Origin of the sequence: Actinomadura sp. 9N215 (assembly GCF_044326345.1) — a bacterium.
Taxonomy (GTDB): Bacteria; Actinomycetota; Actinomycetes; order Streptosporangiales; family Streptosporangiaceae; genus Spirillospora.
The window spans coordinates 201,455-227,302 of sequence record NZ_JBIRBA010000007.1 but is presented as its reverse complement, the minus strand read 5'-3'; the positions used below and the strand labels follow the sequence as shown (position 1 = coordinate 227,302).

The 25,848-nt window shown below is 68.8% G+C and carries 22 protein-coding genes; 17 read left to right on the top strand and 5 right to left on the bottom strand.

Going from position 1 to position 25,848, the window contains the following annotated elements; all coding sequences use genetic code 11:
- The first annotated feature begins 35 nt into the window (after positions 1-35).
- On the top strand, positions 36-716 hold the full coding sequence (locus tag ACH34T_RS14810; protein ID WP_395992663.1) for a hypothetical protein: 681 nt from the start codon (positions 36-38) through the stop codon (positions 714-716).
- Between the two features lie 92 nt (positions 717-808).
- Here ACH34T_RS14810 and ACH34T_RS14805 read toward each other — a convergent pair whose 3' ends face one another.
- Complete coding sequence (locus ACH34T_RS14805; RefSeq protein WP_395992662.1) at positions 809-1,291, bottom strand: YbaB/EbfC family nucleoid-associated protein; 483 nt, start codon at positions 1,289-1,291, stop codon at positions 809-811.
- Between the two features lie 9 nt (positions 1,292-1,300).
- Positions 1,301-5,254: a type VII secretion protein EccCa gene (gene eccCa / locus ACH34T_RS14800; protein WP_395992661.1), complete on the bottom strand. Its 3,954-nt coding sequence runs from the start codon at positions 5,252-5,254 to the stop codon at positions 1,301-1,303.
- Between the two features lie 417 nt (positions 5,255-5,671).
- Here eccCa and eccD point away from each other — a divergent pair, with 417 nt between their 5' ends.
- From eccD to ACH34T_RS14725, 15 genes are all read left to right on the top strand, one after another.
- Positions 5,672-7,084 carry a type VII secretion integral membrane protein EccD gene (gene eccD, locus ACH34T_RS14795; protein WP_395992660.1) on the top strand — a complete coding sequence of 471 codons (1,413 nt, stop codon included), beginning with the start codon at positions 5,672-5,674 and terminating at the stop codon, positions 7,082-7,084.
- 13 nt (positions 7,085-7,097) lie between these two features.
- Complete coding sequence (gene eccB / locus ACH34T_RS14790) at positions 7,098-8,537, top strand: type VII secretion protein EccB (RefSeq protein ID WP_395992659.1); 1,440 nt, start codon at positions 7,098-7,100, stop codon at positions 8,535-8,537.
- Positions 8,538-8,642: 105 nt separating this feature from the next.
- Complete coding sequence (locus ACH34T_RS14785; RefSeq protein WP_395992658.1) at positions 8,643-8,933, top strand: WXG100 family type VII secretion target; 291 nt, start codon at positions 8,643-8,645, stop codon at positions 8,931-8,933.
- Between the two features lie 224 nt (positions 8,934-9,157).
- Complete coding sequence (locus tag ACH34T_RS14780; protein ID WP_395992653.1) at positions 9,158-9,472, top strand: WXG100 family type VII secretion target; 315 nt, start codon at positions 9,158-9,160, stop codon at positions 9,470-9,472.
- Positions 9,473-9,509: 37 nt separating this feature from the next.
- Positions 9,510-9,800, top strand: a complete 291-nt coding sequence (locus ACH34T_RS14775) for a WXG100 family type VII secretion target (RefSeq protein ID WP_395992652.1) — start codon at positions 9,510-9,512, stop codon at positions 9,798-9,800.
- A gap of 128 nt (positions 9,801-9,928) precedes the next feature.
- A complete protein-coding gene (locus ACH34T_RS14770; protein ID WP_395992657.1) occupies positions 9,929-10,306 on the top strand; it encodes a hypothetical protein in 378 nt (125 codons plus the stop codon).
- A gap of 29 nt (positions 10,307-10,335) precedes the next feature.
- Complete coding sequence (locus tag ACH34T_RS14765; RefSeq protein ID WP_395992656.1) at positions 10,336-11,559, top strand: WXG100 family type VII secretion target; 1,224 nt, start codon at positions 10,336-10,338, stop codon at positions 11,557-11,559.
- Positions 11,560-11,662: 103 nt separating this feature from the next.
- Positions 11,663-13,057 carry a S8 family serine peptidase gene (locus tag ACH34T_RS14760; protein ID WP_395992655.1) on the top strand — a complete coding sequence of 465 codons (1,395 nt, stop codon included), beginning with the start codon at positions 11,663-11,665 and terminating at the stop codon, positions 13,055-13,057.
- Positions 13,058-13,157: 100 nt separating this feature from the next.
- Positions 13,158-13,544, top strand: coding sequence for a hypothetical protein (locus ACH34T_RS14755; protein WP_395992654.1), 387 nt, complete (start codon positions 13,158-13,160; stop codon positions 13,542-13,544).
- 1,750 nt (positions 13,545-15,294) lie between these two features.
- Positions 15,295-15,609: a WXG100 family type VII secretion target gene (locus tag ACH34T_RS14750; RefSeq protein WP_395992653.1), complete on the top strand. Its 315-nt coding sequence runs from the start codon at positions 15,295-15,297 to the stop codon at positions 15,607-15,609.
- A 37-nt stretch (positions 15,610-15,646) separates the two neighbouring features.
- On the top strand, positions 15,647-15,937 hold the full coding sequence (locus tag ACH34T_RS14745) for a WXG100 family type VII secretion target (RefSeq protein WP_395992652.1): 291 nt from the start codon (positions 15,647-15,649) through the stop codon (positions 15,935-15,937).
- Positions 15,938-16,064: 127 nt separating this feature from the next.
- Complete coding sequence (locus tag ACH34T_RS14740; protein WP_395992651.1) at positions 16,065-16,439, top strand: hypothetical protein; 375 nt, start codon at positions 16,065-16,067, stop codon at positions 16,437-16,439.
- An 82-nt stretch (positions 16,440-16,521) separates the two neighbouring features.
- Positions 16,522-17,634, top strand: a complete 1,113-nt coding sequence (locus tag ACH34T_RS14735) for a WXG100 family type VII secretion target (protein WP_395992650.1) — start codon at positions 16,522-16,524, stop codon at positions 17,632-17,634.
- A 104-nt stretch (positions 17,635-17,738) separates the two neighbouring features.
- Complete coding sequence (locus ACH34T_RS14730) at positions 17,739-19,097, top strand: S8 family serine peptidase (protein ID WP_395992649.1); 1,359 nt, start codon at positions 17,739-17,741, stop codon at positions 19,095-19,097.
- A gap of 626 nt (positions 19,098-19,723) precedes the next feature.
- A complete protein-coding gene (locus ACH34T_RS14725; RefSeq protein ID WP_395992648.1) occupies positions 19,724-21,367 on the top strand; it encodes a MinD/ParA family protein in 1,644 nt (547 codons plus the stop codon).
- A 246-nt stretch (positions 21,368-21,613) separates the two neighbouring features.
- Here ACH34T_RS14725 and ACH34T_RS14720 read toward each other — a convergent pair whose 3' ends face one another.
- On the bottom strand, positions 21,614-22,420 hold the full coding sequence (locus tag ACH34T_RS14720; protein WP_395992647.1) for a hypothetical protein: 807 nt from the start codon (positions 22,418-22,420) through the stop codon (positions 21,614-21,616).
- 248 nt (positions 22,421-22,668) lie between these two features.
- Between ACH34T_RS14720 and ACH34T_RS14715 the strand changes: the two genes are divergently transcribed.
- The gene (locus ACH34T_RS14715; protein WP_395992646.1) at positions 22,669-23,133 is read left to right on the top strand and encodes a hypothetical protein; all 465 of its coding nucleotides are present in this window, start codon (positions 22,669-22,671) and stop codon (positions 23,131-23,133) included.
- Between the two features lie 142 nt (positions 23,134-23,275).
- On the opposite strand, the gene ACH34T_RS14710 is transcribed toward ACH34T_RS14715, so the two are convergent.
- Both ACH34T_RS14710 and ACH34T_RS14705 read right to left on the bottom strand, forming a co-directional pair.
- Positions 23,276-24,703 (bottom strand): DUF1266 domain-containing protein, encoded by a 1,428-nt coding sequence (locus ACH34T_RS14710; RefSeq protein ID WP_395992645.1) that lies wholly within the window; start codon positions 24,701-24,703, stop codon positions 23,276-23,278.
- Between the two features lie 124 nt (positions 24,704-24,827).
- Positions 24,828-25,769 (bottom strand): DUF6177 family protein, encoded by a 942-nt coding sequence (locus ACH34T_RS14705; RefSeq protein ID WP_395992644.1) that lies wholly within the window; start codon positions 25,767-25,769, stop codon positions 24,828-24,830.
- Positions 25,770-25,848 lie beyond the last annotated feature (79 nt).

Sequence of the window (25,848 nt, the reverse complement as noted above, 5' to 3'; positions counted from 1 at the left end):
GCCACGACCGAAGCATTCATGAAAAGGAGGGTCGGGTGAACGTCGGGTACGAGCCGTGGGAGCCCGAGGTTCTTCAGGCGGCGCATGATGCGCGGAGGAGGGTCGAGGGACGGCGCGCGAGATGGGGATACGGCCTGCTGACCGTGGGCTGGATCGCGCTCGCCGCGGCGGCGGTGAGCGCTTTCGCGCTGGACGTCCCGAAGAACAATGTGGTGACCGCCGCCGCGGTGGCTTGCGGTCTCGGCGGAATCTGCATCGGTGGCGGTTGCTGGGTGGTGCTGGGCAGCGTCAACAAACGGTGGGTGGGCGGCGGCTTTCTGGGAATCGCGCTGACGATGCCGATGACGCTGCTGCTGGTCGCCGCCATGCAGGAAGGGCGCACCGAACATGAGCCCTGCAGGATCGCGTCGGTTTCGGTGGAGACGAGGGACACCTACTACCACCATTACCACTACCAGGCGGCGTGCCCCTCGGGGACGTACGAGATCGTGGAAAGGCCGTCCGGCCGCGGGGCGGAGCCGAGCCGCAAGTATGCGCAGGGTGAATTCGTCAGGGCCAGCCACGACCGCGCCACGGGCACGAGGCGCATCATCGACAGCCCCAATTCGATCCCCGGAAAATCTCTCTTCGCCGGTGGGTTCGCCCTCATGTCAATCCTGACATCGGCCGTTCTCTACCTGCGCCGCCGACACGTTCGCAGCAGCCAGAGCGACTAGGTTCGATCGGCCCGGCGAACGGACGGCCGGACGGCCAAACGCCATTGTGGGCCCGGACGCCATAGCCGTCCGGGCCCACAGTGCGAGTCGTTTCAGCGGGGGCCGTTGGGGGAGCCTGGGCCCTTGTAGTTGTCCATGGCCTCCTTGGCGCGTTGCTGCTGGACGCCCAGTTCGTGGGCGAGGGTGCGCATCTGGCCGGCGAAACCATTGGCGATTTTGTCGAGGGAGGCGAGGGCCTTGGCCGGGTCCATGCCCTTCGACGGGTCGTCCGGCACATTGAACATGGAGGTGCTCGCCTCGCGCGCCTTCTTCTGGAAATCCTGGGCGGCGGCGTTGACCGCGGTGCGGATCTCCTCGCTCAGCTCGGCGGACGAGAGCCGCATCGCGCGGGGGTCGAGGTCCAGCCTGGTCAGGCCGCCCTCCGACCGATACTCGGCGACGACACGGCCGTCGGCCGCCTCGCCGCGGCCGACGGCGGCCTCGATGGCCTCCTTCATCTTGGTGAGGTCGCCCATCTGCTCTTGCATATCGCGCTGGAAGCGCTCGAAGTCGGGTCCGAGGCTGAACTCGGCCATCGAATCCTCCTATTCCTGGTGTGCGGTCTGGATGAGGCGGGTGCCGTGGCGGCGGTTGATGAAATAGCCGCGGCCGACCGGCAGCGCGTGACCCTTGATATTGCCGAGCACGACCCCCTCGTCCTTGTTACCGGACATCAGCAGGCCGGGTGAGCCCATTTCCTTGATGCGCTGCAGGACCGGGTCGTACATGGCGCGTCCGGAGCCGCCGAACGCGCGGGACACGATGACGTGCAGCCCGATGTCGCGGGCCTGCGGGAGCAGCTCGGCCAGCTGCGCGACCGGGTTCGCGGACGTGGCCACCAGGTCGTAGTCGTCGATGATCAGGTAGAGGTCGGCGCCGCTCCACCACGACCGGTCCCGCAGCTGCTCGGGGGTGAGGTCGGCGGGTGGGAGCCGCGCCTGCAGCGCGCCGACGATGTCCTTCACCAGGCCCTGCGCGGCGGCCGAGGACGCCGCGTACCCGATCCGGTGCTCGGTGTCGGCCGCGTCCAGCAGGGCCCGCCGGTAGTCGATGAAGATCAGCCGCGCCTGCGCGGGCGTGTACCGCTCGATGATCCCGCTGGTGATCATCCGCATCAGGTTCGACTTGCCGCACTCGGTGTCGCCGATGACGAGGAAGTGTGACTCGGCCTGGAAGTCCAGGAACACGGGGGACAGGGTGTCCTCGTCGATGCCGATCGGGATCCGCGAACCGCTCTCCTGCGCGCTCGGCATCGAGGAGACCGGGAGCACGGCGGGCAGCATCCGGACCTTGGGCGCGGACGGCCCGTCCCAGTTCCCGGCGATCGCGGCGACCAGCTTCTTGACGCCGTCGGCGAGCGTGGCGTCGTCCGTCTCGCCGTCGATGCGCGGCAGCGCCGTCAGGCAGTGGTGGCCCTCGCGGGTCAGGCCGCGTCCCGGCTTGCCCTCCGGGACGTTCCCCGCCAGCTTCCGGTCGATCTCCGACTCGTACGGGTCGCCGAGCTTCAGCTCCAGCTTCGTCCCAAACAGGTCGCGGACGTTCATCCGGAACTCCGACCACTTGTTCACGGTCGCGACCACGTGGATGCCGTAGCCGAGACCGCGGGCCACCAGGTCCGTGATGACGCCTTCGAGGTTCTCGAAGTCCTGGCGGAGAGTCATCCAGCCGTCCACGACGAGGAACACGTCGCCGTAGCCGTCGCCGGTGATCTCGCCGGACGCGCGCATCCGCCGGTACGTGGGCATCGAGTCGATGCCGCGCTCGGCGAACTCGCGCTCCCGCTGCTCCAGCAGCGCCGTGACCTCGGCGACCGTGCGGCGGACGCGGTCGCCGTCCAGCCGGTTGGCGATGCCGCCGACGTGCGGCATGTCCGCCATGGCCGCGAGCGTCCCGCCGCCGAAGTCGAGGCCGTAGAACTGCACCTGCTGCGGCGTGTGCGTCATCGCGAGGGACGCCATCAGCGTCCGCAGCATCGTGGACTTGCCGGTCTGCGGCGAGCCGGCGATGCCCGCGTTGCCCGCCGCGCTCGACAGGTCGACGTACATCGGGTCGCGGCGCTGGTCGAACGGCTTGTCCACGACGCCGACGATCGCGTGCAGCCGGTTCCGCCACGCCTCGTGCTGCGTCGTCAGGCCGAGGCCCGGGACGACCGCGAGGGACGGGAGCAGCTCGTCCAGCGTGGGCGGCGCGTCCAGCGGCGGCAGCCAGATCGCGTGCGCCGGCGGGCCGTGGTTCTCCAGCTGCCCGACGACCACGTCGAACAGCGACGCCTGCGTCTCCTCCGCCTGGCCCTGCTGCTGGTCCTGCGGGTTCTCGATGACGTGCGGGCGGATGTAGTCCGGGATGTACGGGACGATCTGCCGGACGACCTGCGGCCCGCCCTGCTCCTTCGGCTGCAGGTCCTCGGTGGCGGGACCGGACACGTACGCGGCGCGGAACCGCGTCATCGACTCGGTGCCGAACTTCACGTAACCGTGCCCGGGGGCGGACGGCAGCTCGTAGGCGTCCGGCACGCCCAGCACGACGCGCGACTCCTGCGCGGAGAACGTCCGCAGACCGATCCGGTACGACAGGTGCGTGTCGAGGCCGCGGAGCTTGCCCTCCTCCAGGCGCTGCGACGCCAGCAGGATGTGCACGCCGAGCGACCGGCCCAGCCGTCCGATCATGACGAACAGGTCGGCGAACTCGGGCTTGGCGGACAGCAGCTCGGAGAACTCGTCCAGCACCAGGAACAGCGTCGGCATCGGCTGCAGGTCGGCGCCCTGCTCGCGCGCCTTCTCGTAGTCGCGCAGCGAGGCGTAGTTGCCCTGGGCGCGCAGGTACTCCTGGCGGCGCACCATCTCGCCGTGCAGCGCGTCGTACATGCGGTCGACGAGGGGGAGCTCGTCCTCCAGGTTGGTGATGATCGCGGAGACGTGCCGGAGGTTCTCCATCCCCAGGAACGTCGCGCCGCCCTTGAAGTCGACGAGGACGAAGTTGAGCACCTCGGACGAATGCGTCAGCGCGAGCCCGAGCACCAGCGTCCGCAGCGCCTCGGACTTACCGGAGCCGGTGGCGCCGATGCACAGGCCGTGCGGGCCCATGCCGCCCTGCGCGGACTCCTTGATGTCCAGGTGGACGGGCCGTCCCTCGGTGTCGACGCCGATCGGGACGCGCAGCCGGTTGCGCGGCGCCCGCGGCCGCCACGTCTCGCGCGGGTCGACGCGGAACGGGTTCTCGATGCCGAGCAGCGACGTGACCGTGGTGGCGCCGGACAGGGCGTCCTCCATCGGGCCGGTCGACGCGCTGGCACGCAGCGGGGCGAGCTGGCGGGCCAGCGACTCGGCCTGCTGCAGGGTGATCGAGTCGGGCTTGCCGATGCGGGTGGCGACGTCCTTGCCGGTGCGGTCCTTCTTGAGCTGGGACACGGCCTGCTTGGTGACGCCGAGCCGCAGCATCGTCGCCTCCTGCGTCGGGGCGACCGAGCCGGTCAGGTCGATGATGCAGACGCCCTCGACGCCGTCGGCGGCGAGCTGGGAGTCGTAGGACGCCTGGCCGCCGTCCATGATGACGATGTGGTACGGGAGGTCGTCCTGCGACAGGCCAGGCTGGAACCGGGGACGGTCCTTGACGTCCTGCCCGAACATCGCCTCCAGCGTCGTCATGCTCTCCGCCATGAGCCGCACCGGACCGGCCGCGTCGTGCTCGGACGGATGCAGGTTGTGCGGCAGCCACTTGACCCACTGCCACCACGGCATCCGCTCCCGCGACGCGCACACCGTGATGCGGACGTCGTCGGGGGAGTGGAACGTTGCGATCTGCACGATCAGCGCCCTGACCATCCCGTACACGGCCTCGGGATCACCGGCCGGGACGATCCTCGAGAACGACCGCAGCGACAGGGAGATGGGCAGGTTCGGAACGTTCGCGTGCGTGCGCACGAACCGGCGCAGCGCACCCGCCGTCATGGGTTCGAGGTCCTCGATGGGCTTCGTCTCCGGCGCGATCAGCTGCACCGCGAGCTTCTGCGCGCCGCTGGCCAGCCGCACCTGGATGAAGTCGTCGTCGGACGGGCGCCGCTCCCAAATCCGGGCGCTCATCGCCAGCGACCACAGGGAGCTCGGGTCGGGGCTCGCCCACTCCAGCGCCTCGCGCTGCTGCTTCGCCGCCCGCCGGACCTTCTTCCGGACCTGTCCCAGATAACGCAGATAGTCGCGGCGCTCGTTGTTGAGCTTCACCTTGCGCTCGCCGCTGCCGCGGCCGACCTGGCCGAGCATCATGCCGAACATGGATACGGCGAACATGCCGCCCGCCACGTACTGCAGGGTGCCGCCGCCCCGGCCCGCCATCATGAAGACCATGGCGCCGGAACCCGCCAGCATCGGCAGGTAGGTCAGCACCGCCTGCATGCCCTGGGGGATCAGTTCCGGCAGTTCCGGCGGCGATTCGAGCAGGATCTCCCCTCGCGGCATCGGCGGGGGGTCGCGCCGCTCCCTGCGCCGGACGATGTCGGTGCTCACGCTAGTCGTCCCTTCCGTCGCACACTGTCCTCGCAGCGCGCGGGGTGCGCCGCCGGATCCGCCGGCGTCCTGCTGCATGCCGTATCACGAACACGTGGTCGTGCGATTACTTGAACGATACGAATCGTAGAGGCATCAGATCTGGGGTGCGAGTCACATCGCACCCGTCTGTGAACGCACATGTACACGTCGGATCCATCCAGACATTATGGTTGGCGCCGATCACAACACCATCTAGGTCACCATGAAGCACGAGCATCCACCGGCAACCGGGACGATCCGCATGGCACCATGCAGGTGCCCCGCTCCCCGTCCGAACCACGGACAACGTTCTGGTGCCGGACCCCGCCCGACCCTGTGGACGCGGTCCGTCCACACCGGACTCCGTCCGAACAGCGGAAGATTTGCGAGGAAGTCGTGAGTGCGCTCCCAGGAGCTGACCTGTGCCGGATCACGGTCGTCGGGCCGAGCCGGCGGGTCGACATCGCGCTGCCCGCCGACGCGACCTTCGCCGAGCTCTACCCCACGATGCTGCGTTACGCCGGCCAGAACCTCGCCGACGCCGGTCTGGCGCACGGCGGCTGGGTACTGCAGAAGCTCGACGAGGCCCCGTTCGACCCGGCCAGCACACCGGCGCAGGCCGGTATCCGCGACGGCGATCTGATCTACCTGCGCCCACGGATGGCGCAGATCCCCGACCTCGTGTTCGACGACGTCCCGGACGTCGTCGCGACCGGGGTGAAGGACCGGCCAGGACGCTGGCGGCAGGATTCCACCCGCAGGTTCGCCATCGCCTGGGGCGTGGCGGGACTGGTCGCCGGAGCGCTGGCGATGCTGCTGGCCGGGCCGCCCTGGGTCGGCTCGTCGTGGATCGCTCCCGCCGCCGCGGCGGGCGTGATCGCGCTGCTCCTGCTGATCGCCGCGATCTCGCTGTCGCGCGCGCTCGGCGACGCGGGCGCCGGTGCGGCGCTCGGCTACGCGGCGCTGCCCTACGCGTTCCTCGCCGGGCTGCTCGCTCCGGCGAACAAGGACTCGCTGTTCGACATCGGCGCGCTCCACTTGGTCGCCGGGTTCGGCGCGGTCGTGCTGGCCGCGACCCTGGCCGGGTTCGCCATCGCGGACGGGCTGCCGGTCTTCTACGGGGTCGCGATCGCCGCGCTGCTGGGCACGGCCAACTGCGCCGTCCCGCTGGTGTTCGACATGGACGGCGCCGGAATCGCCGCCATCACCGTCACGGTGGCGCTCGCGCTGACACCGCTGCTGCCCGGCGTCTCGTTCAAGCTGGCGCGTGTTCAACTGCCGCCGGTCCCCGGTAGTGCGGAGGAACTGCGCCGCGACACCCTGATGGTGGACGGGCGCGTCCTCCTGGAACGCACAGCCGTCGCCGACCGGTTCGTCACCGGCGGCGTCTCGGCGATCGGGCTGGCCACGATCGGCGCGATCGTCCCGCTGTCGTTCGACGGCGGATGGGTGAGCCCCGTGATGTGCGTCGTCCTTTCTTTCACCGTCCTGCTGCGGGCGCGGATCTTCCGGGCCAGGGCGCAGAAGCTCTGGCTTCTCATCCCGGGCGTGGCGGGGCTCGCCACGCTCGCCGTGGCCACGGCGCTAGACGCCGACTCGCAGGTTCTGCTGCTCGCCGGTGTGGTGTTGCCGACGCTGATCGTCTCCGCCATCGCGACCGGGGTCGGAATGTGGCTGCCGGGCAACAAGCTGACCCCGTTCTGGGGCCGTGCCGGGGACATCTTGGAAATCCTCTTCGTGGTGGCGCTCGTCCCGCTCGCGCTCGGCGTCGCCGGGGTGTTCGAGTACGTGCGCACCGTGGTGAGCTGACGGGGGAGGCTAGATGCAGACCAAGAGGGATCTGCTTCAGGCGCACCGCCTGATGACCCACCGCGCGTCCCAGGCGCTGATCCTGGCGGAGCCGGACTATCCCGAGGCTCCGCTGCGCAAGATGAACGTCGGCACGTTCGCCGGCATCATGGTCGGGATCCTGGTCGCGGCCGGGTTCGGCATCGTCGGCCTGCTGTTCGGGGGCGGCAACAAGGGGCTGGACCAAAAGGGCATCGTGCTCATGGAGAAGGAGACCGGCGCCCACTACGTCTGGTGCACGCCCAAGGGCTCGCAGAAGGACGTGCTGTGCCCGGTCGCCAACTACGCGTCGGCGAAGCTCGCCGCGTCCCTCGCGGGCGGCGGCAGCGGCGGCGCCCCCGAGCAGAAGTCCGTCTCCGCCAAGTCGCTCTCGGACTACCCGCGCGGCCCGATGATCGGTATTCCGGGTGCGCCGGACTCGGTCCCCGAGGCCAAGCGGCTGGTCGGCGGGCCCTGGTCGGTCTGCGTCCGGCGGAACCAGGAGGGCGGCCCAGGCCAGTCGGTGGTCTCGCTGGTCGGCGGACGGGACGTCGGCGGCGAGCCGCTCGACCCGGCCACCGGCGTCGTCGTCGGCACGGGCGGGAACAACAACTGGCTGATCTGGAAGAACCAGCGGATGCGCCTGGCGCCCGCCGGTCTCACCGTGCTCAGCGCGTCGGCGCCCGCGCAGGTGTCGCCCGGTTTCGTGAACGCGCTGCCGGCCGGACCCGACTTCGCCCCGCCGAAGGTCCCCGGCGCGGGCGGGCGCCCGCAGTTCGCCGGCGCCGCCGGCGTGATCGGCCAGGTCTTCCGCGTCGGGGGCGTCGGCGGCGGCCAGCAGCCGTACGTCCTGATGCCGGACGGGTACGCGCCGATCAGCGCGCTGCAGGCGGCGCTCATCCAGAACTCGGCCTCGTACCGGCTCCCCAAGGACACCCCCCTCGACGGCGCGGCGGTGACCACGCACCGTTCGGCGCAGCGGGTCATCGACGAGCGGCTGCCGCAGTCGCAGATCAAGGTGCGGCCGTACGACGCGAAGGAGTCGCTCTGCGTCGTCTATCCGAACCCGGGGAAGGGCACCAACGACGCCAAGCTCACCATCGGCGGCGGCTCGGATCTGCCGATGCCCGTACGGGCGTCCGGCGGTGGCGTCGACAACGTGGTGCTGCCGCCGGGGAGCGCGGTTCTGGCCGGTGTGCTGCCGGCGACCGGCGCGGTCGAGTCGATCAACACCTACGCCCTCGTCGCCGACGACGGCCGCAGGTACGCGCTCCAGTCCGCGGAGACCGCGAAGGCGCTCGGATACAGCACTTCGGGCGACAAGAGCGACGCGGTCCCCGTTCCCGCGAACCTGCTCAATCTGGTGCCGCAGGGTCCTGCCTTGGACCCGCAGAAGGCACTTGAACCCATTCAATCCGGCGGCACAGGCACATGATCGGCCTGATGTCGAGTAGTGATCAGGATAAAAGGGCAAGTTTCCCAACGTAGCGCAGAATCTTGATACGATCGCCGCGCGTTACGGTCATGACGGAGGGATGCCGTGAGTCAAGCCTTCAGCACGGACTACGCCACGATGCAGCAGGCCCAGGCGATGTTCCAGTCGAAGCATCGGGAGATGGTCGAACTGCTGGACTCGCTTGAGGCCGATCTGCAGAGCGGCCTGGCCAGATGGGAGGACGACGCGCGCGACGCCTACTTCGAGGCCAAGGGCAAGTGGGACCGCGTGGCGCGGCAGCAGGCCGACACCGTCAAGGAGTTCGGCCAGGCGGTGGGGACCGCCCAGCAGAACTACCAGTCAGCCGAGGGGACCAACACTCAGATGTGGGCCTGACGGCCCACGCTCCCATGGTCGGTGAGCTCCGGCGATCACCTTTCACGATGTGGTCCGCCGTAAGCCGTATCGCTGACCAGCACCGTTCCTGCATCGTAATGGCGCTTTACGAGGATGTGCGCTGTGCCCGACGATGGAGTTCAAAGTCGACCGGGTCGACGGTGAACCAACGGGGGCTCGCGTCGCGTCGAACACAGTCGGAACCAAGTCGGGAAGGATGACTGATGAGCAACAAGTCTTCGGTCGACAGAGCGGAAATGGCCCAGGCGGCCCAGCGGGTCGAGGAAGCTGCTCAGGACCTGCGGAAGATTCAGGGTGATCTGGGTCAGGAGCAGGCGCAGCTGCAGGGTCGGTGGATCGGTGAGGCGGGCAGTGCCTTCACCAAGGTGTTCAACGAGTTCAACGGTGAGCTGAGCAAGGTCCTGGAGGTCTTGAACCAGCTGCACGAGAAGCTCGTTCAGGTCAAGATCAACTACGAGGGCAGCGAGCAGCAGCAGACCGAGGCCGTGAACCGGGTCGCGGGTCTGCTCAACGGCTGATCGCCTTCCACGGATCTCGGGACGACACGGAGGAACCATGAGCTTTCAGTCGATGGATTTCGGGGCGATGCAGCAGGCGTTCGCCGCGTTCCAGCAGAAGTCCAATCAGATGAACTCCGAGCTGGATGATCTGGCTCGCAGTGTGGAGAGCAAGCTCGCGCAGTGGGAGGACGGTGCGCGGGAGGCCTACTTTGACGCCAAGCGTCAGTGGGAGGCCTCGGCCGCCGACATCAACCGGATCGTGCAGCAGCTCGGTGCGGTCATCCAGTCCTCGCAGGAGACCGGGCAGGGCACGGTCAAGACCAACGTCGGAATCATCGGCGGCTGACGACGGTCATGCTCCCCGGCCGGCCGCCACAACTCGGGCGGCCGGCCGTGGTGGCCGTCGGACGCGGAACGTTCTGTAGCTGAAGTCAAACACGGGGTAGCGGGTCTCCCGGCCCGCCGGAGGCTCACATGGGTGATCAGAAGAGCGAGATCGACACCGAAGAGGTCAAGAAGATCCTCACGAAGCTCAGGGCGAACTTGGAAGAGTTCGACAAGGGCAAGGGGACTCGGAACGACATCTCGATGCACGGCAACATCACGAACGCGGACCTGGGGCAGTATCCCGCGGTACAGGGTCTGGCCGCCTCGACGCAGACGGCCTACAGCCAGATCAAGTCCCAGTACGACACGTTCATTCAGAGCTACCAGAGCATCATCGACGCGCTGGATCGCATGGTCGGAAACCATGACGAGAAGGAACAGCAGAACGCCGCCGCCGCCAACAGGGCGATGACGAACGATGGCAGTGGCGCCACGCCGACCACCAAGAACACTGGCGCCTACTAACCGGCGGAAACAGGCGGGATCGATATCTCATGGGTAACACGAAGCACGACGAGCCGATTCGCTCGCATTACGAAAGCCCCACCGACTGGGATGGCGGCATCGATGAGATGAACAGGATCCTCGATGCCACCAACGCCCAGCGAGTGATCGACGCGGGCGGCCACTACGAGGCCGCCGGGGCCAAGTTCCAGCAGGCCGTGGGCGTCCTGCGCGCGCAGAAGTCCGCGCTCGCCGGTGTCTGGAAGGGCGAGGACGCGGACGCCACGCTGAAGCAGATGGGCCGCCTTGAGTCGAGCGCGGAAGGCCTTCAGCAGGTTTCGAACACCACCGGCAAGGCATTGTCGGATCACGGCACGAAGCTTGACTGGTATGTGAAGAATCGGCCCGGCAAGGGATTCATCGGCAACATCTCCTATGACGACGCCGGTGTGGTGGCGGCGGGCACCATGGTCGCCGGTCCCGCCGGCGGGATGATCGCACTTGGCGGCAAGAAGCTCGGCGAGGCCTTCGGCCTGATCGACAGCGCCGAGGAAAAGGCCGCTCAGGAGCACATGAAGAAGCTCGGCGAGCGCACCGTCCAGGCCAATACCGCCATGCCCCAGAAGCTCACCACGGACATTCCTGACCTTTCCCGTGACACCGGGGTTCCGCCGCAGAACAAGCTTCCGGGCGGCGGCAGCATCGGCAATCCGGGCGGCGGCGGTGGCGGCGGGAGCATCCCGGGCGGCGGCAGCATTCCCGGCGGTGGCGGCGGCAACCTCCCCGGCGGCGGTGGCGGCGGCAACATCCCGGGCGGTGGCGGCATCCCCGGCGGTGGCGGCAGCATTCCCGGCGGCGGTGGCGGCGGCAGCATCCCGGGTGGCGGCGGCTCCGGGAGCGACCTGGCCGGTCTGCCCCCGGGTGGCGGCGGCGGTGGCGTCGACCCGTTCGGCCGCGGTCCCGGTGGGGGCGGCGGCGGGCTTCCCGGCGGCGGTGGCGGCGGCAGCATTCCCGGCGGTGGCGGCGGCCTGGCCGGCGGCATGCCGGGCGGTATGGCCGGTGCCGGCGCGGGCCGTGGTGCCGGCGCAGGCGGAGGCCGGGGCCTCGGCAAGGCCGGCGGCGCCGGTCGCGGCGGCATGGGCGGCGGCATGCCCATGGGCGGCCGCGGTGGCGGCGGCGGCGAGGACGAGAACGAGCGCACCACCTGGCTCACCGAAGACGAGGACGTGTGGGGCGGAAACGATGACGACACCGCCCCGCCCGTGATTGGCTGATTCCGGCTCGATCACGAGACGACGTAGGAGACGGCGTGAGCGGAACGATTTCTTCGGACCGCTCACGCCGTGTTCCATGTAGTGAGGTTTCGTTGTGCGACGGATGACACGATGGCTCGCCGCGACCGGAGCGGCGTCCGCACTGGTCCTGACCTCCGCGGCACCGGCCGGTGCGGCACCGGCGCCCCGAACCGACCAGTGGTGGTTCTCCGCCTGGGAGATCCAGCAGAAGGTCTGGCCGGTCTCCAAGGGGGACGGCGTCACCGTCGCGGTCATCGACGACGGCGTCAACGGCAAGCTCCCCGACTTCCAGGGGGTCGTCGTCCCCGGAACCAACACCGACACCGGCAGCGGAGACGGCCAGATCGGCCCGACGTCGAGCGTCGAGGACTCGCACGGCACGGGAATGGCCTCGCTGATCGCCAGCCAGGGAACGGCCTCTGGGTTCGTCGGCGTGGCTCCCGGCGCCAAGATCATGCCGATCATCACCAAATTCGGCACCTGGGACAAGGCGATCCGCCACGCGGTCGATAACGGCGCGAAAGTCATCAACATTTCGCAGGGCCTCACCGGTCAATGCAAGCCGGAGAACCAGGCGGCCGTCGCGTACGCCTTGCAACGCGACGTCGTGGTCGTCGCCGCCGCGGGCAACAGCGGTGACGCCGCGAACCGTCCGGAAGAGCCCGCGAGCTGCAACGGCGTCCTCGCGGTCGGGGCCGTCGACAACAAGAAGGTCCCCTGGAACAAGACCCAGCGCCAACCCTACGTCGCCGTGGCCGCCCCGGGCCTGCTGGTCAACACCCTCGGCGCGGACGGCCGCATCATCGACCGACGCGCCGGGACGAGCCAGGCGACGGCGCTGACGTCCGCCGTGGTGGCGCTGATGCGGTCGAAGAACCCGCAGATGCCGGCACGCGAAGTCGTCCAGCGCATCATCAACACGACCAAGGACGCCGGTCCCCCCGGCAAGGACAACTTGACCGGCACCGGGGTCGTCATCCCGGCGGCCGCGCTGACCGCGAACGTCCCGAAGAACGCGCCGAACCCCGTCTTCGCCAAGTTCGACCAATGGCTGGCGGCGAACCCGCAGGCGACGGGGAAGCCGTCCAAGACCGCGGTGCCGAAGTCCGAGGCGACCAAGCAGGCTGACAAGGCTGATCGCAACCTGGTGATCCTGCTGATCGCCGGCGGGGTCGCCGTGGTGGTCATCGGCGCCGTGGTGTTCCTTCTCGCGCGGCGCGGCAAGAAGAAGAGCCCGCCGATGGGACCGGGCGCCGGGCCCATGGGCGGCCCGTCCGGCCCGCCACCGGGCTGGGGCGGCCAAGCACCGCCTCCGCAGGGAGCACCTCCGCAGGGCGGACACCCGGTGCCTCCCCAAGGCGGCCCGTCGAGCCCCCCACCAGGCTGGGGCGGGCAGCCCGGACAGCCCGGGCCGCCTCCCGGAGGGCAGCCCTACATGCCACCGCAAGGGCCGGGAGGTTCGCGCCCCCCGAACTAGCCCGTCACGCTTTCACTTCGCGGCTGCCCGCTCGCCCGCTACCGGACGAGTGGACGGCCGTCCTCTCTGGTGTGCGACCAACTCGACAGGAAGAGCAGTCATGAAGAAGCTCCTGGTAATCCCCGTCACCGCCGCCGCTCTGGCGCTCAGCCTGAGCGCCTGCGGAGGAGACTCGGACGACGCGGGCGGCAGCTCGTCACCGTCGTCCGGCACCAGCGCGCCCGCGTCTCCCGGCGGAGGCGGCACCATCACCGGAAACGGCGGCGGCAGCACCGGCGGCGGCACTGGTTCCGGCGGTGGCACCGGTGGCAGCGAACTCACCCCCGCGCAGAAGCAGTCGCTCACCAAGCTCGTGGAGTGCATGCGCAAGAAGGGCTACGAAATGCCGGAGCCCACCTCGCCCGCCGTCGCACCGAAGAACGTCGAGGGCAAGGACCCCGCCAAGGTCAACAAGGACTCCCAGGACTGCGTCGCCCAGTCCCAGTAACCACCAAGTCCCGCCGCAGCGCCCAAGACGACGCACGCTCAACACGCCTGAGCGAGACGCCCTCCTCAGACCAACATCATCGGCCGTGGCGGCCTCGCCTATCCGCGCGGCCGCCACCACCGAAACCAAGCCCCCCGCCCGCGCATCCACCGCCTGGCCACTCCTAACCAAACCCAGCACCACCACCCCAGATCCGGTACCGAAGCAGCATCTCGCTGGCCCAACGGCCCATGGCCGACCAGAGCACAACTGAGAGCTAGCAACCTCCCACTCTGCAGATCAGCCCTTTGGGTATCGCCCCAACCCCAGAGCCGGGGCGGGACACCCCAGACCAGGCCACTCGCTCCCCCCGCCAGGACCCGGCCAACGCCCGCCCACGCCAGCTGCACCGCCTCAGCCACTTGGCGCGGTGTCAGCCCTGATGGCGGCGAACGGGTCAGTCCGAAAGCACCGGCACCAGACACGTAAGTCGAGCCCCGGGCTATCCGCGGGTGTCACATCGGCAAGCCACGCTGATCAGCGATCCGGCGACGAGGCAGACAACCACCTTCGCTCCCCGGCACCAAAATCGGCAGCCGTCACCACGCAACACTGGCCCAACAGATCATCGACGTGTGGTAACCGCAGTCACAGCACAAATGGCCAAAGCTCATCGAACACCGGCGACGCGGATATGCCACTGCCCGGCACGAGCGTGTGGCGAGCGTGCCGACACAGGCGAGGTCCGTCAGTGGAGGCGGGCACCAGTTCCAGCCCGGACGGTCAGCGGCGATGAGACTTCGACAGTCGTCGCGCCCTCTGCCGTTCGTCCGCCCAAGCGATCACGAGGTCGCGTCCTGATCCATGGGATCAGCACGCCGTCCACGGCGGGTTCGGCCATCGGTCAGACTCACACGCGAAGCCTTGCGAGGCCCGGCCCCGTCAGGCTGGCTCTGGCCAGGAGCTCGACCAGGCGTGACACCGCCAAGGCGGCTGCCAACGATCCAACACTTGCGACGACCGGCAGCACGGTGAAATGGGAATCTGGGACCGGCCAGGTGCGGGCGTGACCGCCAGGTTGGTCGAAGACTCCACGGAGATAGCGCCTCGCACCGGCCACTGGCTGCTGGCCGCTCCAATGCTTGTAGTCCCAGGTCTTCGTCTGCTGGCAGACAGCATGTCTACCTGTATGAAAGCCACTGGCCCGCAACCCATTCCCACTGCCTCCCAAGGCACCACGATCTCGGGCCTTGGTCTACGGCGGGCCGCAAGTGAAACGTCGCCTTTTGGGGCCAATGTTCCCGCGCCTTGCGACGAGTCGCTGTCCCACCTCGGAAGCGATCACTCGCATAGGACGAATGCATGATCAACTTTGCGTGCGTGCGTGATCAGCAGAAAAGGGCATGTTTCCTAATGAAGTAGGGGATCCTGACATGTCTGCCAACGCTACGGTCATGTTCACGTGAAGCAACAGCGACTCTCGTCGACACTGTGATGTGAACGCAGAGGGGGGCCTGATTGTGGAGTTTGGCCAGGTAGCGGGTGCTGCGGGGCGTGCTCGCGCTCTCGGGACGGCAGGCTTCGGCGGTCACCTTTCGTTCAATGTGGACTTCCGTAAACGCCATTGCCAACGATGGACGGCTTCGGACCTCTAATGTCGCTTTACGAGGATGTGCGCTCTGCTTGACGATAAGGTTCAAGTCGGCCGGGTCGATCGGGAACCAGCGGGGGCTCGCATCACGTCCGACAGAAGTCCGGGGAAGGATGACTGATGAGCAACAAGTCTTCGGTCGACAGAGCGGAAATGGCCCAGGCGGCCCAGCGGGTCGAGGAGGCTGCTCAGGACCTGCGGAAGATTCAGGGTGATCTGGGTCAGGAGCAGGCGCAGCTGCAGGGTCGGTGGATCGGTGAGGCGGGCAGTGCCTTCACCAAGGTGTTCAACGAGTTCAACGGTGAGCTGAGCAAGGTCCTGGAGGTCTTGAACCAGCTGCACGAGAAGCTCGTTCAGGTCAAGATCAACTACGAGGGCAGCGAGCAGCAGCAGACCGAGGCCGTGAACCGGGTCGCGGGTCTGCTCAACGGCTGATCGCCTTCCACGGATCTCGGGACGACACGGAGGAACCATGAGCTTTCAGTCGATGGATTTCGGGGCGATGCAGCAGGCGTTCGCCGCGTTCCAGCAGAAGTCCAATCAGATGAACTCCGAGCTGGATGATCTGGCTCGCAGTGTGGAGAGCAAGCTGGCGCAGTGGGAGGACGGTGCGCGGGAGGCCTACTTTGACGCCAAGCGTCAGTGGGAGGCCTCGGCCGCCGACATCAACCGGATCGTGCAGCAGCTCGGTGCGGTCATCCAGTCCTCGCAGGAGACCGGGCAGGGCACGGTCAAGACCAACGTCGGAATCATCGGCGGCTGACGACGACCACGCTCCCCGCCTGGCCGCCGTCCCCATCCGGACACGGCCAGTCGTGGTGATCATCGGCTGGCACTTCTCGGAAAGAACTCAACACGGGAAGCGGGTCTTCCACCCGCCGGAGGCTCACATGGGTGATCAGAAGAGCGAGATCGACACCGAAGAGGTCAAGAAGATCATCAAGGTCTTGAAGGACGAGCGCCAGCTGTTCGAAAGCGGCCCGGGAACTGAATTCGACCTTCAGCAAAACGGCAACATCACCCAGCGGGATCTAGGAATGTATCCGGCTGGGCGAGTTCTGGGGGAGTCGACCAGTCAGGCGTTCGGCCAGATCTCGGCACAGTACAAGCAGTTCCTCGCTAGCTATGACGGGGTGATTGAAGCTCTCGATCGTATGGTCGGGAACCATGACGAGAAGGAGCAGACGAACATCAGTTCCGCTAACGCGGTGACGTCAGGCCAGGGTGCCGCTGCAGATCGAGGCAACACGGGCAAGTTTAAGTAGCGGGGAGTCAAACATGGGTGGAACGCGCCATGACGAGCCTATTCGCTCCAACAGTGATAACGGTCAGGAATGGTCTGGCGACATGGACGCCATGAACCAGCTCTTCGGGGCCACCAACCCGGAAAGGGTGATCAAGGCAGGGGGAGTCTACTCGGGCGTCGCCTACAAATTCTGGCACTTGGCGGGGACCCTCCGGAAGCAGACCGCTGCGTTGGCCGACGTCTGGAAGGGCGACGACGCGGATGCCACCATCAAGCAGCTGCAGAAGCTGCAGAAGGGCGCAGAGAGCATTCAACAGGTTTCCGATCAGACGGGCAAAACCCTCGCGGACCACGGCGAAAAGCTGAAGTGGTACAAGACTCACCAGCCAAAGGAGGGAATGTTCAAGGGACTCACCTGGGATCATGCCGGCGTCGTCACTGGGGGCTCTCTGCTGGGCGGGGTGTCGGGGGGCCTGATCGGGCTTACGAAGGGTGAGGCTCTGGGGATAATCAAAGACAAGGAATCGGAGGCCGCCGTGGAGCATGTAAAGCGCCTGAGCGGCCGTGCTCGCGAGGCCAACACAGCCATGCCCCCGCGCTTCACCATAGAGCTTCCGCAGACGAATGTCTTCGGTCGAATCCCGAAGAGCGGCCCTGGGGGCGGCGGTCTTCCTGGGGGAGGTGGTCTTCCCGGGGGTGGCGGAAGCATCCCAGGTGGCGGCGGCAGTTTCCCTGGGGGCGGCGATGGCGGCGGTATCCCGGGCGCCGGCGGCCTTCCTGGGGGTGGCGGAAGCATCCCAGGTGGCGGCGGGGTCCCGGGTGGCAGCAGTCCTATCGGGAGTGACCTCGCCGGCCTCCCTAGTGGCGGCGGTGGCGGTGGGGGCGATCCGTTCGGGCGCGGTGGCCTCGGCGGTGGCGGCCTCCCTGGCAGCGGGGGAGGTGGCGGCCTACCTGGCGGTGGCGGCGGCGTCGGTGGCCTTCCCGGCGGCATGCCCGGCGCCGGTCTCGGCACCGGCAGGGGTGGTGTAGGCGGAGGCCAAGGGCAAAGCAAGACCGGTTCCGCCGGCCGCGGCGGGATGGGTGGCATGCCCATGGGCGGCCGCGGTGGCGGTAGTGGCGGCGAGGATGATCACGAGCGGACCACCTGGCTAACCGAAGACGAGGACGTGTGGGGCGGAAACGATGATGACGCCGCCCCTCCCGTGATTGGCTGAATCCAAACTCGGTCACGAGACGACGTAGGAGACGGCGCGAGCGGAACGATTTCTTCGGACCGCTCACGCCGGGCTTCATGTAGTGAGGTTGTGCTGTGCGACGGATGACACGACTGCTTGCCGCGATGGCGACCAGTTCAGCCTTGGTCTTGACTACGGCGATGCCTGCCGCTGCGGCGCCGAGAGGCCGGGAGGATCAATGGTGGTTCTCGGCTTGGGCGATCGAGAAGGAGGTGTGGCCGATCAGCAAGGGAGCCGGTGTAACCGTTGCTGTGATCGACAATGGGGTCAACGGAAGCATTCCTGATCTACAAGGTGTCTTGGTCCCCGGCACCGATGTGACATCAAGGGGCGGAGACGGTCAGATAGGCCCCACCACGGACTTGGAAGATTCACACGGTACGGCGATGGCCGGCCTTATAGCCTCGCAGGGGACCGGCACCGGGTACGTCGGTGTTGCTCCTGAAGCGAAGATCATGTCAGTGAATTCAAACTTCTCCGTCTGGGACAAGGCGATTAGATACGCGGCTGATCACGGCGCCAAAGTGATCAGTATTTCACAAGCATTTCCCGCAAGAAGCGGATGTAGTCTTCAAATTCAGCGGGCGGTATCTTATGCACTTCAGCGGGATGCCGTCGTCATTGCAGGTGCAGGCAACAATGGCGAAAAGTTCAATGAACCAATGGAGCCTGCTAACTGCGCCGGCGTTCTTGCGGTCGGGGCGGTGGACAACAAGAAGAGACCTTGGGCGGGCAGTGAGCGGCAACGCTACGTTGCAGTGGCGGCGCCCGGCTACGACGTCAACGCGCTTCGCGCCGATGGCCAAGTAGCCACGGATCTGGTCGGGACGAGTCAGGCGACGGCGCTGACTTCCGCGGTGGCGAGCCTTATCCGGTCGAAGTACCCGCAGATGTCGGCCCGCGAGGTGGTTCAGCGGCTTATCAATACCACTGTGGACGCGGGTCCTCCGGGCAAGGACATTATCACCGGCAATGGAATCGTCATTCCGCACGATGCGTTGACTGCCAAGGTTCCCAAGTCTGCGCCCAATCCGGTATTCGCTGCTTATGACAAGTGGGCGAAGGCCAATCCTGTCGACGCGGGCATTGCGCCGTCGCCGAAGAGACCTATGTCGGCGGCTGAGAAGGCGGCTGACGAGAGTAGTGATCAGGCGGCGCGTAACACCATGTTCCTGATCATCGGTCTGGTTGTGGCCGGGGTGCTCGGTCTGCTGTTCCTCGTCTTCATTGTGGTGAAGAACAGGAAGCAGACGAGAAGAATCGCCGGCATGGGGCCTGTTGGAGGGCCTCAGCAGTATGCTCCTCCGTCTCCTCCAGGAGTCGGTCCGCCGCCAGGGTGGGGTGGGCCGGCGGGGCCTCCTCCTCCGCCTGGGCAGCAGGGTGGGCAGCCGCATATGCCGCCGCAGGGTCCGGGCGGCGCCGGTCCCTATCCTCCGAGGTAGGGTTTTCGCCTTTCCTTCGAGGTAGAGTTCGCAACTTTCTCGCGGTCGATTCTTGGCACATGGGTCGTAATAACCATTTCGACCGTTGGGGGTAATGTTTGTTGTGAAGAGTGCTCTTGTTGTTTCTGGGGCTGTGCTGGCGCTTTCTCTGGGGGTGGGCGGGTGTGGGTTGGAGTCGAAGGGTTTCGCGGGGCGAAGGGCAGTGCGTCGCCTATGAGCGGGGTTGAGAAGAAGCTGTCCGTGCCTGGTGGGCAGGTCGGCAGCATCCAGAGTGATCCGCTGACGCCGAGGCAGCTGAAGATGGCGAACGAGTTCGTGTGCATGCGCGAGCTCGGCTATGACATGTCTGAGCCGTCCGACCCCCGCGTTGAACCTCGCGCCGAGGGACGCCCCGGGGATGAGCAGGCAGGACCTGCTGGAGGTCTGTCCGAAGTTGGTGAAGTGCCACGAGGAGGCGGGCGGGAACGCCATGGCCGGCGGATGAGGTCCGTCGTCCTCCAGTGGTGAAACGTGCAGGTGGCTGAGTGTGGCGAGGTCGGCGAGTGGCGGGGTCTTTTGCGGGGGATGCGGGCGTTCGCGAACAGCTCGTGAACCCCTAGGCTGGCACCAGGATGAAAGGAGGGCGGGTGCCGGACTCGAGCTGGCAGCACTCCGTGTTGCGTGATCTCGGCGTGTCCCAGCGGGGCCTCGCGGCCTTCGGGTCCGCGTCGGCGGTCCTCGCGGACGCCGGTTGGGGGGCCGAGGCGGTCGAGCACAGCGCGCGGCGGCCGTCGCCGCCGCCGGCCGTGCAGGAGCCTCTCGCCGCGCCTCCAGCGCCTCCTGTGGCGCCGCAGCCGGTCCCCGCCGAAGCCGGGCAGCCTCGGCCCTACGACCCCTTCCCGGACCCGCCGCAGCCGGCCCCGGCGGAGGCCGAGCAGCCCCGGTCGTACGACCCGTTTCCCGACGTGCCACAGCCGAACGCGCCCACGCAGGGGTCCGGCCCGATGCCGTCCGTCCCGGAGCGGCCGGGCCTGGATCCGCAGCCGAATCCGGCGGTGCAGCAGCCCGAACCTCAGGCCGCCGAGGCGGACGTTCCGCTGGTCAACGAGGAGTTCAGCTGGGACGCGGCGATCTCCCCGATCGGCGGCTCTGGAGCGCAGGCTCCCGGTATGCCGCAGGCCCCGGGAGTCGGCGGGGACGAGGAGGACGGGCCGGAGCAGGACGCCGCGTCCGCTCGTCCGGGCGCACCGGCGGCTCCTGGCCCGGCCGCGCCCGTCCCTGGCCCGCCTCAACCTCAGCCTCAGCAACAGGCGCATGGTGCGGGGGCTGTGCCGATGGCCAACGAGTTCGTTCGTAAGAATCAGCATGGGGACGCGCTTGTGCGCCGGGTCGGGCGGGGCGTCCGCAAGGCCGTTGGAGCGTCCGGGCAGATCCGGACGCAGGCGGAGATCTCTGATTATCTGCGGCGGCCCGTCGGCGGTTTCCGGCAGATCACGGTGGTCAGCGTCCGCGGCGGCGCGGGGAAGACGACCGTGGCGGCGCTGCTGGCGACGGAGCTGGCGCGGCACCGTCCCGACCGGGTTCTCGCGATGGACGCCGATGCCGAGCTCGGGTCGCTGCCGTTGCGTCTGGGTGTTCGGTCCGAGCTTTCGCTTTTCGACCTCGCCGCGCAGCAGCCGCGCTCGTTCGAGGAGGCCGCGCAGTACCTGCAGCAGACCCGGGAGGGCCTGTGGGTGCTCGCGGCGACGCGGGGCGGGCGGATCACCGGCGAGTTCACGTTCGAGACCTATCAGGCGGCGTTCACCGCGGTGAGCCGGTACATCTCCACGGCGGTGACGGACTGCAGCGCCGGCATCCTCACCGAGCTGCACCGCGGCATTCTTGGGCAGTCCCACAGTGTCGTTCTCGTGACACCGGGCACGGTTGACGGCGCTCTTAGCGCGCGTGGAGCGCTGGAGTGGTTCTCGCAAGGGGTGCAACGGAGCTTGCTGCCCCGGACGGTGATCGCGATGGTGTCGCACGCGCCGCAGGTCGGCGCCGACCTCGCGCGCGCGACGCAGATGCTCACCGCGTGGGGGACGCCGGTCGTCCAGCTCCCGTACGACCGGCAGATCGCGATGGGCGCCGCGGTCGACATGTCCCGGCTTGGCGAGGCCACCCAGGCCGCCGTCAGCCGGATCGCCTACGAGGCCTTCGCGCGGTCCCTGGGCGACATGACGCCGGGGCAGGGCGTGGCTCCGGGGCACGGCGCCGCTCCGGCCCCGGGCACAGGCCCGCGCCGGGGCCGCTGAGACACGACGTCGCGTCCGGACGATCCGGTCTCATGTCGTCTCATGTCGCGTCCAGTCCAGGTGACTCCGGCCTTACGGCGCGTCCGGGTGATTCTGGTCCCATGATTCCGGTCACGCGTTGCGTTGGGCGATTTCGGGCTCCGGGTCATGCGGCCTTGCGGGCGTGATGACCCGGAGAGCGGGCTTCGCTTGCTGGGCGGTCTCTTCCGGAGGGCGTTCTTTCGAGGGGTTAGGCGGGTGGTGTGGTCAGTCTGACCAGATGAGGGTGTTGGTGACCTCGACGCCCAGTTCGCCCGCGGTGGCGAAGACGCTGCCGGTGCGGCCGCCGGTGGAGGCGCCGCTCGACCAGTACGACTGGGCGTAGATCACGTTCGAGCCCCGCGTCCACGAGCGCGTCCAGTAGGCGGGGTCGGCCCGGGGCTGGGGGAGGCCGCTCGCGTCGGACGGGGTGAGCAGCAGCGGCCAGCCCTTGTCGGACGTGACCCGGCTGACGCTGCTCGCCGAGGACGCGCTGGTGAACTTCGCGATCGACACCGAGGTGATGATGGTCCTGGACGGGTTCGCGTAGACGGCCGAGTGCATCACCCCGATGCACGGGTTCGCGCGCAGGACCGTGCGCAGCGTGGTGTTGGCGCGGCTGGTGCACGACGCGGTGCGCGTGCCCGCCCGGGTGAAGGTGTTGCCCTTCGCCGTCCGGATGGTCGGGCCGAGGATCGACGCCGGGTCCGACCCGCCGCCGGTGGACGTCGTGGGCGTGGGCTCCGACGTGTAACCGGGCGAGGACGGCGTGTACGAGGGGTACGTGGGGAACGAGGACGTCCTGCGGGGATCGTCGTCGTCGCTCTCCAGGATCAGGTACGCGCCGACGCCGACCACGGCGATGACGGCGGCCACCCCGATGATCAGCAGCGGGACGAGCGCGCTCCCGCCGCCGCGGCGCGGTGGCAGGGGAGGCGGGAATCCGGGCCCCCCGGGCAGCGGTGGGCCGGGTGGCGCGGGCGGTGGGTAGCCCGGTCCTCCCGGGGGCTGACCAGGCCATTGGGGGGAGTTCATGAACGCTCCGTGCTGATATCCGTGCGGGATGGCGATTTCGGTCGGACCAGAGTAGCGGTCGGGAGTCGGCGATTTCACGGGGGATGGTAGGTATGACAGGGATGCGCCTGCCCGCGGACGGCGGCGGCGCGCGAGGATGTCTCATAGGGTTGCGTTGGAGAGGGGAGGCAGGTGTCCGACTCAAGCCGGCGACCGTCCGCCGCGCACGGCGGCGGCCCGCTCAGTCCGTCCGACGCTGGGGTGACCCGATGAGCAGTGACCTGGTGGCGCTGGTGCGCCGCCGTCCGGATGTGCACGCGGTGGCCGACGGCATGATCGCCATGGGTGAGGCGCTGGAGCTGCGCGGCGGGGAACCCGAGCCGACCCTCGTGTACGACCCCGAGGGCCGGCTGCTCGTCTCGATCGAGGACGCGGTGCAGGTGTCGGCGCAGAGCGAGATCCGGCGGCTGCTCGGCGCCGAATTCGCCGAGCGCGTGACCGCACCCGTGTGGTGGGTGGACGTCCGCGCCGTCGCCGACCTGCCCGACGCGACGCGGATCGCCCGCAAGTTCGCCGACTCCCTGGTGCACTGGGCCGGCGGGACCGTCTACCCGGACGGGACGAGCGAGGCCCCGGCGCGCAGCTGGAGGGCGTCCGATCAGGGCGGCGGCCCCGGCGGCGGGCCCCCAGGACAGGACGGCGCCGCCTACCACGGCGGAGTCATCGGCGGCTGACCCCCGCCACCGTCGCCCGCCGCCTCGAACCGTACGGCCCCCGGAGCCGGGTGCACCTCAACGGTGCGGCGCTTGAATCGGCGTCCGAGCGAGTGGAGCCCCAACCGGTGACCGAACCGAGCGGTGGCGTGGGCTGGGTGGGTCAGGGCCAGTCGCGGGTTAGGTCGAGGTTCCAGGGGATGACGTTCCAGGGGCTGCGGGTCCCGGTGGTGAGGTCTTCGATCAGGTGCTCGTATTCGGCCTGCGTCCTGCCGGCGCCGCCCGACCAGAGCAGCCGGCCCTGTAGGTAGCAGGTGGCCATGTCCTGCCAGGACGAGTAACGCCGCTGGATGTCGATCGCCAGCGGGAGCATCCGTTCCCAGCAGTACTCCTCTGTCAGCCAGCCCACCATGTGGCCCCAGCGGTAGAGCATGAGGGCGCGTCCGTAGTCCCAGATGAGGAGACGTCCTACGTTGGCGCGTAGCGCGGGGTCGGCGAGGGCCTTGAGGCGGTGGAGTTCCTCGGACGCGTGGTTGCGGTCGTTGAAGAGATGGTGGAGGAACTGGGCGAGTTCGGCGCCCTCCTCGCTGACGTCCGCGCCTGGCTCGTCGCGCAGCAGCCGCGGGACGAGTCCGGCGTACGAGCCGCCCTCGTCGCCGTACCGGACGCGTACCAGCTCGATGAGCCGTTCGACGAACGGGGGTTCGAGCTCGTCGCGGGCGATGAGGCCGTCGACCTCTCGTAGCAGCGTCCTGTACTCCTCCTGGGCGGCGGGGGAGCGGGCGGCGAGGTGGGCGTCCTGGGTGAAGCCGGCGCGGTGCCCGTCCTGGACGAGCCAGTTGACGGCGCCGAGGAGCTGTTCGAGGTCGTAGGCGCCCCACGGGTCGTGGAGGAGTTCCTGGGCGGTGCGGCGGTCGGCGGCGGCGGCGTCCGTGCCGGGGGCCGTGCCGAGCCGGTCGAGCCGGAACCCGTTGATCGCGCCGTAGGGGGCGCCGGCCGCGATGATCCAGCGCTGCACGGGGGTGAGGCCGCCGCCGTCCCGCGCCGCGTGCGCGAGGACGCCGGGCAGGTCGGGTGCGGAGATCAGCTCCCACAGCCGCCGCTGGAACTCGTTGGCCTGCCGTTCCTCCTTGTCGAAGAACCCGGCGAGCTTCTTGCGGAGGGATGGGTGCCGCACGTAGAGCCGCCGGAAGAACAGTCCGTTCTTCCACACCAGGTGCTCGGGCCGCAGGTCGCGGAAGGGGATGCGGGTCCGCCGGTGCACCATCGCCTGTTCCGCGAACCGCAGTTCCAGGCCGGACCACAGGCGGCGCGGCGGCGTCCAGCGCAGCAGCAGGGCGAGGCCGAGCGCGCCCGCGCCGGGTGCGAGCAGCCAGCGGGACGCGTCCTGCAGGCCGGTCAGGGAGAGGACGGCGCCGGCGAGCAGCAGCCCGACGCCGCAGCCGCCGAGGACGCGGAACCAGCCTGCCGCCAGGGCGAGGGACCCTTCGATGCGGAGGACGGCCTCGTCGCCGTCGAACTCGAACGATCCTTCGGCGAGTGTCCCCTCGACGGCCCGCTCGAGCGCGTCGAGCTGACCGGCCTGTCCCATGGGCAGGACCGTACATCATCCCTTACGGGGAGATCATCGGCGGTGTGCGGCGTCTGTTGCGGCAGGCCCCGGAATGCGCGCTTTTGACGGTGCTTGGCGCGGTGCGTCCACCGGTCGGGGCGTGTCAGGTGGACTGGAGGTGTTGCATGAGGATGCTGTGCCGCTGCCAGCCGTCGGCGGAGCGTCCGTCGCCGAGCGGGAAGAACGTCAGCGGGGCGCGCGGCGGGCCGACCTGCTGGCCGGGCAGGCCGTTCGGGCCGCCGACGGTCCCGGCGACGGCGAGCGCGACGGGGGCGGGGGCGCCCGTCCAGCGGGGCTCGGTGGTGAGGTCGGCGCGGCCCGGGGTGAGCTGGACGAACAGGGACGCGATCGTCTGGTCGGCGGCGAGCGCGCCGACGAGGGTCGGCAGGTGCTGCAAGGGCGGCGGGTCCTCCGGCATGTAGCCGACGGTGACGGTGCTGACCTCGGCGACGACGCCGCCCGCGCTGGCGGTGAAGTCGCAGATGGCCTGGGCGGGACGGGGTCCGTCGCCGCCGACGATGAGCCGGGCGGTGGAGCGTCCGCGCGCGTATTCGGTGAACCGGTCGGCGCGCCACGGGTGCTCCAGCGGCTCGGAGGCGCCGAGCGCGCCCGGGGGCTTGCCGGTGAGCAGTTGCAGGAGGCGTTCGACGGGGCCGCCGAGGTCGCCTTCGGGACCGTGCCGGGTGCGGTAGACGAGGGTGAGCTGCGAGCCGATCGGCGCGCTGGGACGCGTGGTGAACCCGGGCGCGTAGTCGCGGGCCTCGGGGACGGGCACGAACGTCGCACCGCTCCACTTCAGCGGGCGTCCGCTCAGGCCCTCGTAGTAGCCGTCGCCGTTGCGGACGACCCACTGCGCCTCGTCCCCGGACGCGGCGGTGCGCAGGGGGAGCGAGAGCCGGGAGTCCAGGGGCGTGACGAGCTGCAGGGTGCGGCCGCTCGCGGTGCAGTCGCCGAGAGCGTTGTTCAGCCAGGCGCTCAGCGGCACCAGCGGCCTGTCCTGCAGCACGACCATCGCCTGGTCGGTCAGCGCGTCTACTGTGCTCATCTTCGGAGGAGTCTAGCGACCGGGGCCCGCCCGTGACTGCCTCACCGCCGTCCCGCGACGCGACCGGCGGCGCCCGGCT

Excerpts from the sequence above, each read along its gene's own strand:
- ACH34T_RS14730 (WP_395992649.1), top strand. The coding sequence starts at position 17,739 with ATGACACGACTGCTTGCCGCGATGGCGACCAGTTCAGCCTTGGTCTTG.
- ACH34T_RS14705 (WP_395992644.1), bottom strand. The coding sequence starts at position 25,769 with ATGAGCACAGTAGACGCGCTGACCGACCAGGCGATGGTCGTGCTGCAG.
- ACH34T_RS14805 (WP_395992662.1), bottom strand. The coding sequence starts at position 1,291 with ATGGCCGAGTTCAGCCTCGGACCCGACTTCGAGCGCTTCCAGCGCGAT.
- ACH34T_RS14740 (WP_395992651.1), top strand. The coding sequence starts at position 16,065 with ATGGGTGATCAGAAGAGCGAGATCGACACCGAAGAGGTCAAGAAGATC.
- ACH34T_RS14735 (WP_395992650.1), top strand. The coding sequence starts at position 16,522 with ATGGACGCCATGAACCAGCTCTTCGGGGCCACCAACCCGGAAAGGGTG.
- ACH34T_RS14720 (WP_395992647.1), bottom strand. The coding sequence starts at position 22,420 with ATGAACTCCCCCCAATGGCCTGGTCAGCCCCCGGGAGGACCGGGCTAC.
- ACH34T_RS14715 (WP_395992646.1), top strand. The coding sequence starts at position 22,669 with ATGAGCAGTGACCTGGTGGCGCTGGTGCGCCGCCGTCCGGATGTGCAC.
- ACH34T_RS14765 (WP_395992656.1), top strand. The coding sequence starts at position 10,336 with ATGGGTAACACGAAGCACGACGAGCCGATTCGCTCGCATTACGAAAGC.
- ACH34T_RS14710 (WP_395992645.1), bottom strand. The coding sequence starts at position 24,703 with ATGGGACAGGCCGGTCAGCTCGACGCGCTCGAGCGGGCCGTCGAGGGG.
- ACH34T_RS14760 (WP_395992655.1), top strand. The coding sequence starts at position 11,663 with ATGACACGATGGCTCGCCGCGACCGGAGCGGCGTCCGCACTGGTCCTG.
- ACH34T_RS14780 (WP_395992653.1), top strand. The coding sequence starts at position 9,158 with ATGAGCAACAAGTCTTCGGTCGACAGAGCGGAAATGGCCCAGGCGGCC.
- ACH34T_RS14755 (WP_395992654.1), top strand. The coding sequence starts at position 13,158 with ATGAAGAAGCTCCTGGTAATCCCCGTCACCGCCGCCGCTCTGGCGCTC.
- ACH34T_RS14775 (WP_395992652.1), top strand. The coding sequence starts at position 9,510 with ATGAGCTTTCAGTCGATGGATTTCGGGGCGATGCAGCAGGCGTTCGCC.
- ACH34T_RS14750 (WP_395992653.1), top strand. The coding sequence starts at position 15,295 with ATGAGCAACAAGTCTTCGGTCGACAGAGCGGAAATGGCCCAGGCGGCC.
- ACH34T_RS14745 (WP_395992652.1), top strand. The coding sequence starts at position 15,647 with ATGAGCTTTCAGTCGATGGATTTCGGGGCGATGCAGCAGGCGTTCGCC.
- ACH34T_RS14770 (WP_395992657.1), top strand. The coding sequence starts at position 9,929 with ATGGGTGATCAGAAGAGCGAGATCGACACCGAAGAGGTCAAGAAGATC.
- eccB (WP_395992659.1), top strand. The coding sequence starts at position 7,098 with ATGCAGACCAAGAGGGATCTGCTTCAGGCGCACCGCCTGATGACCCAC.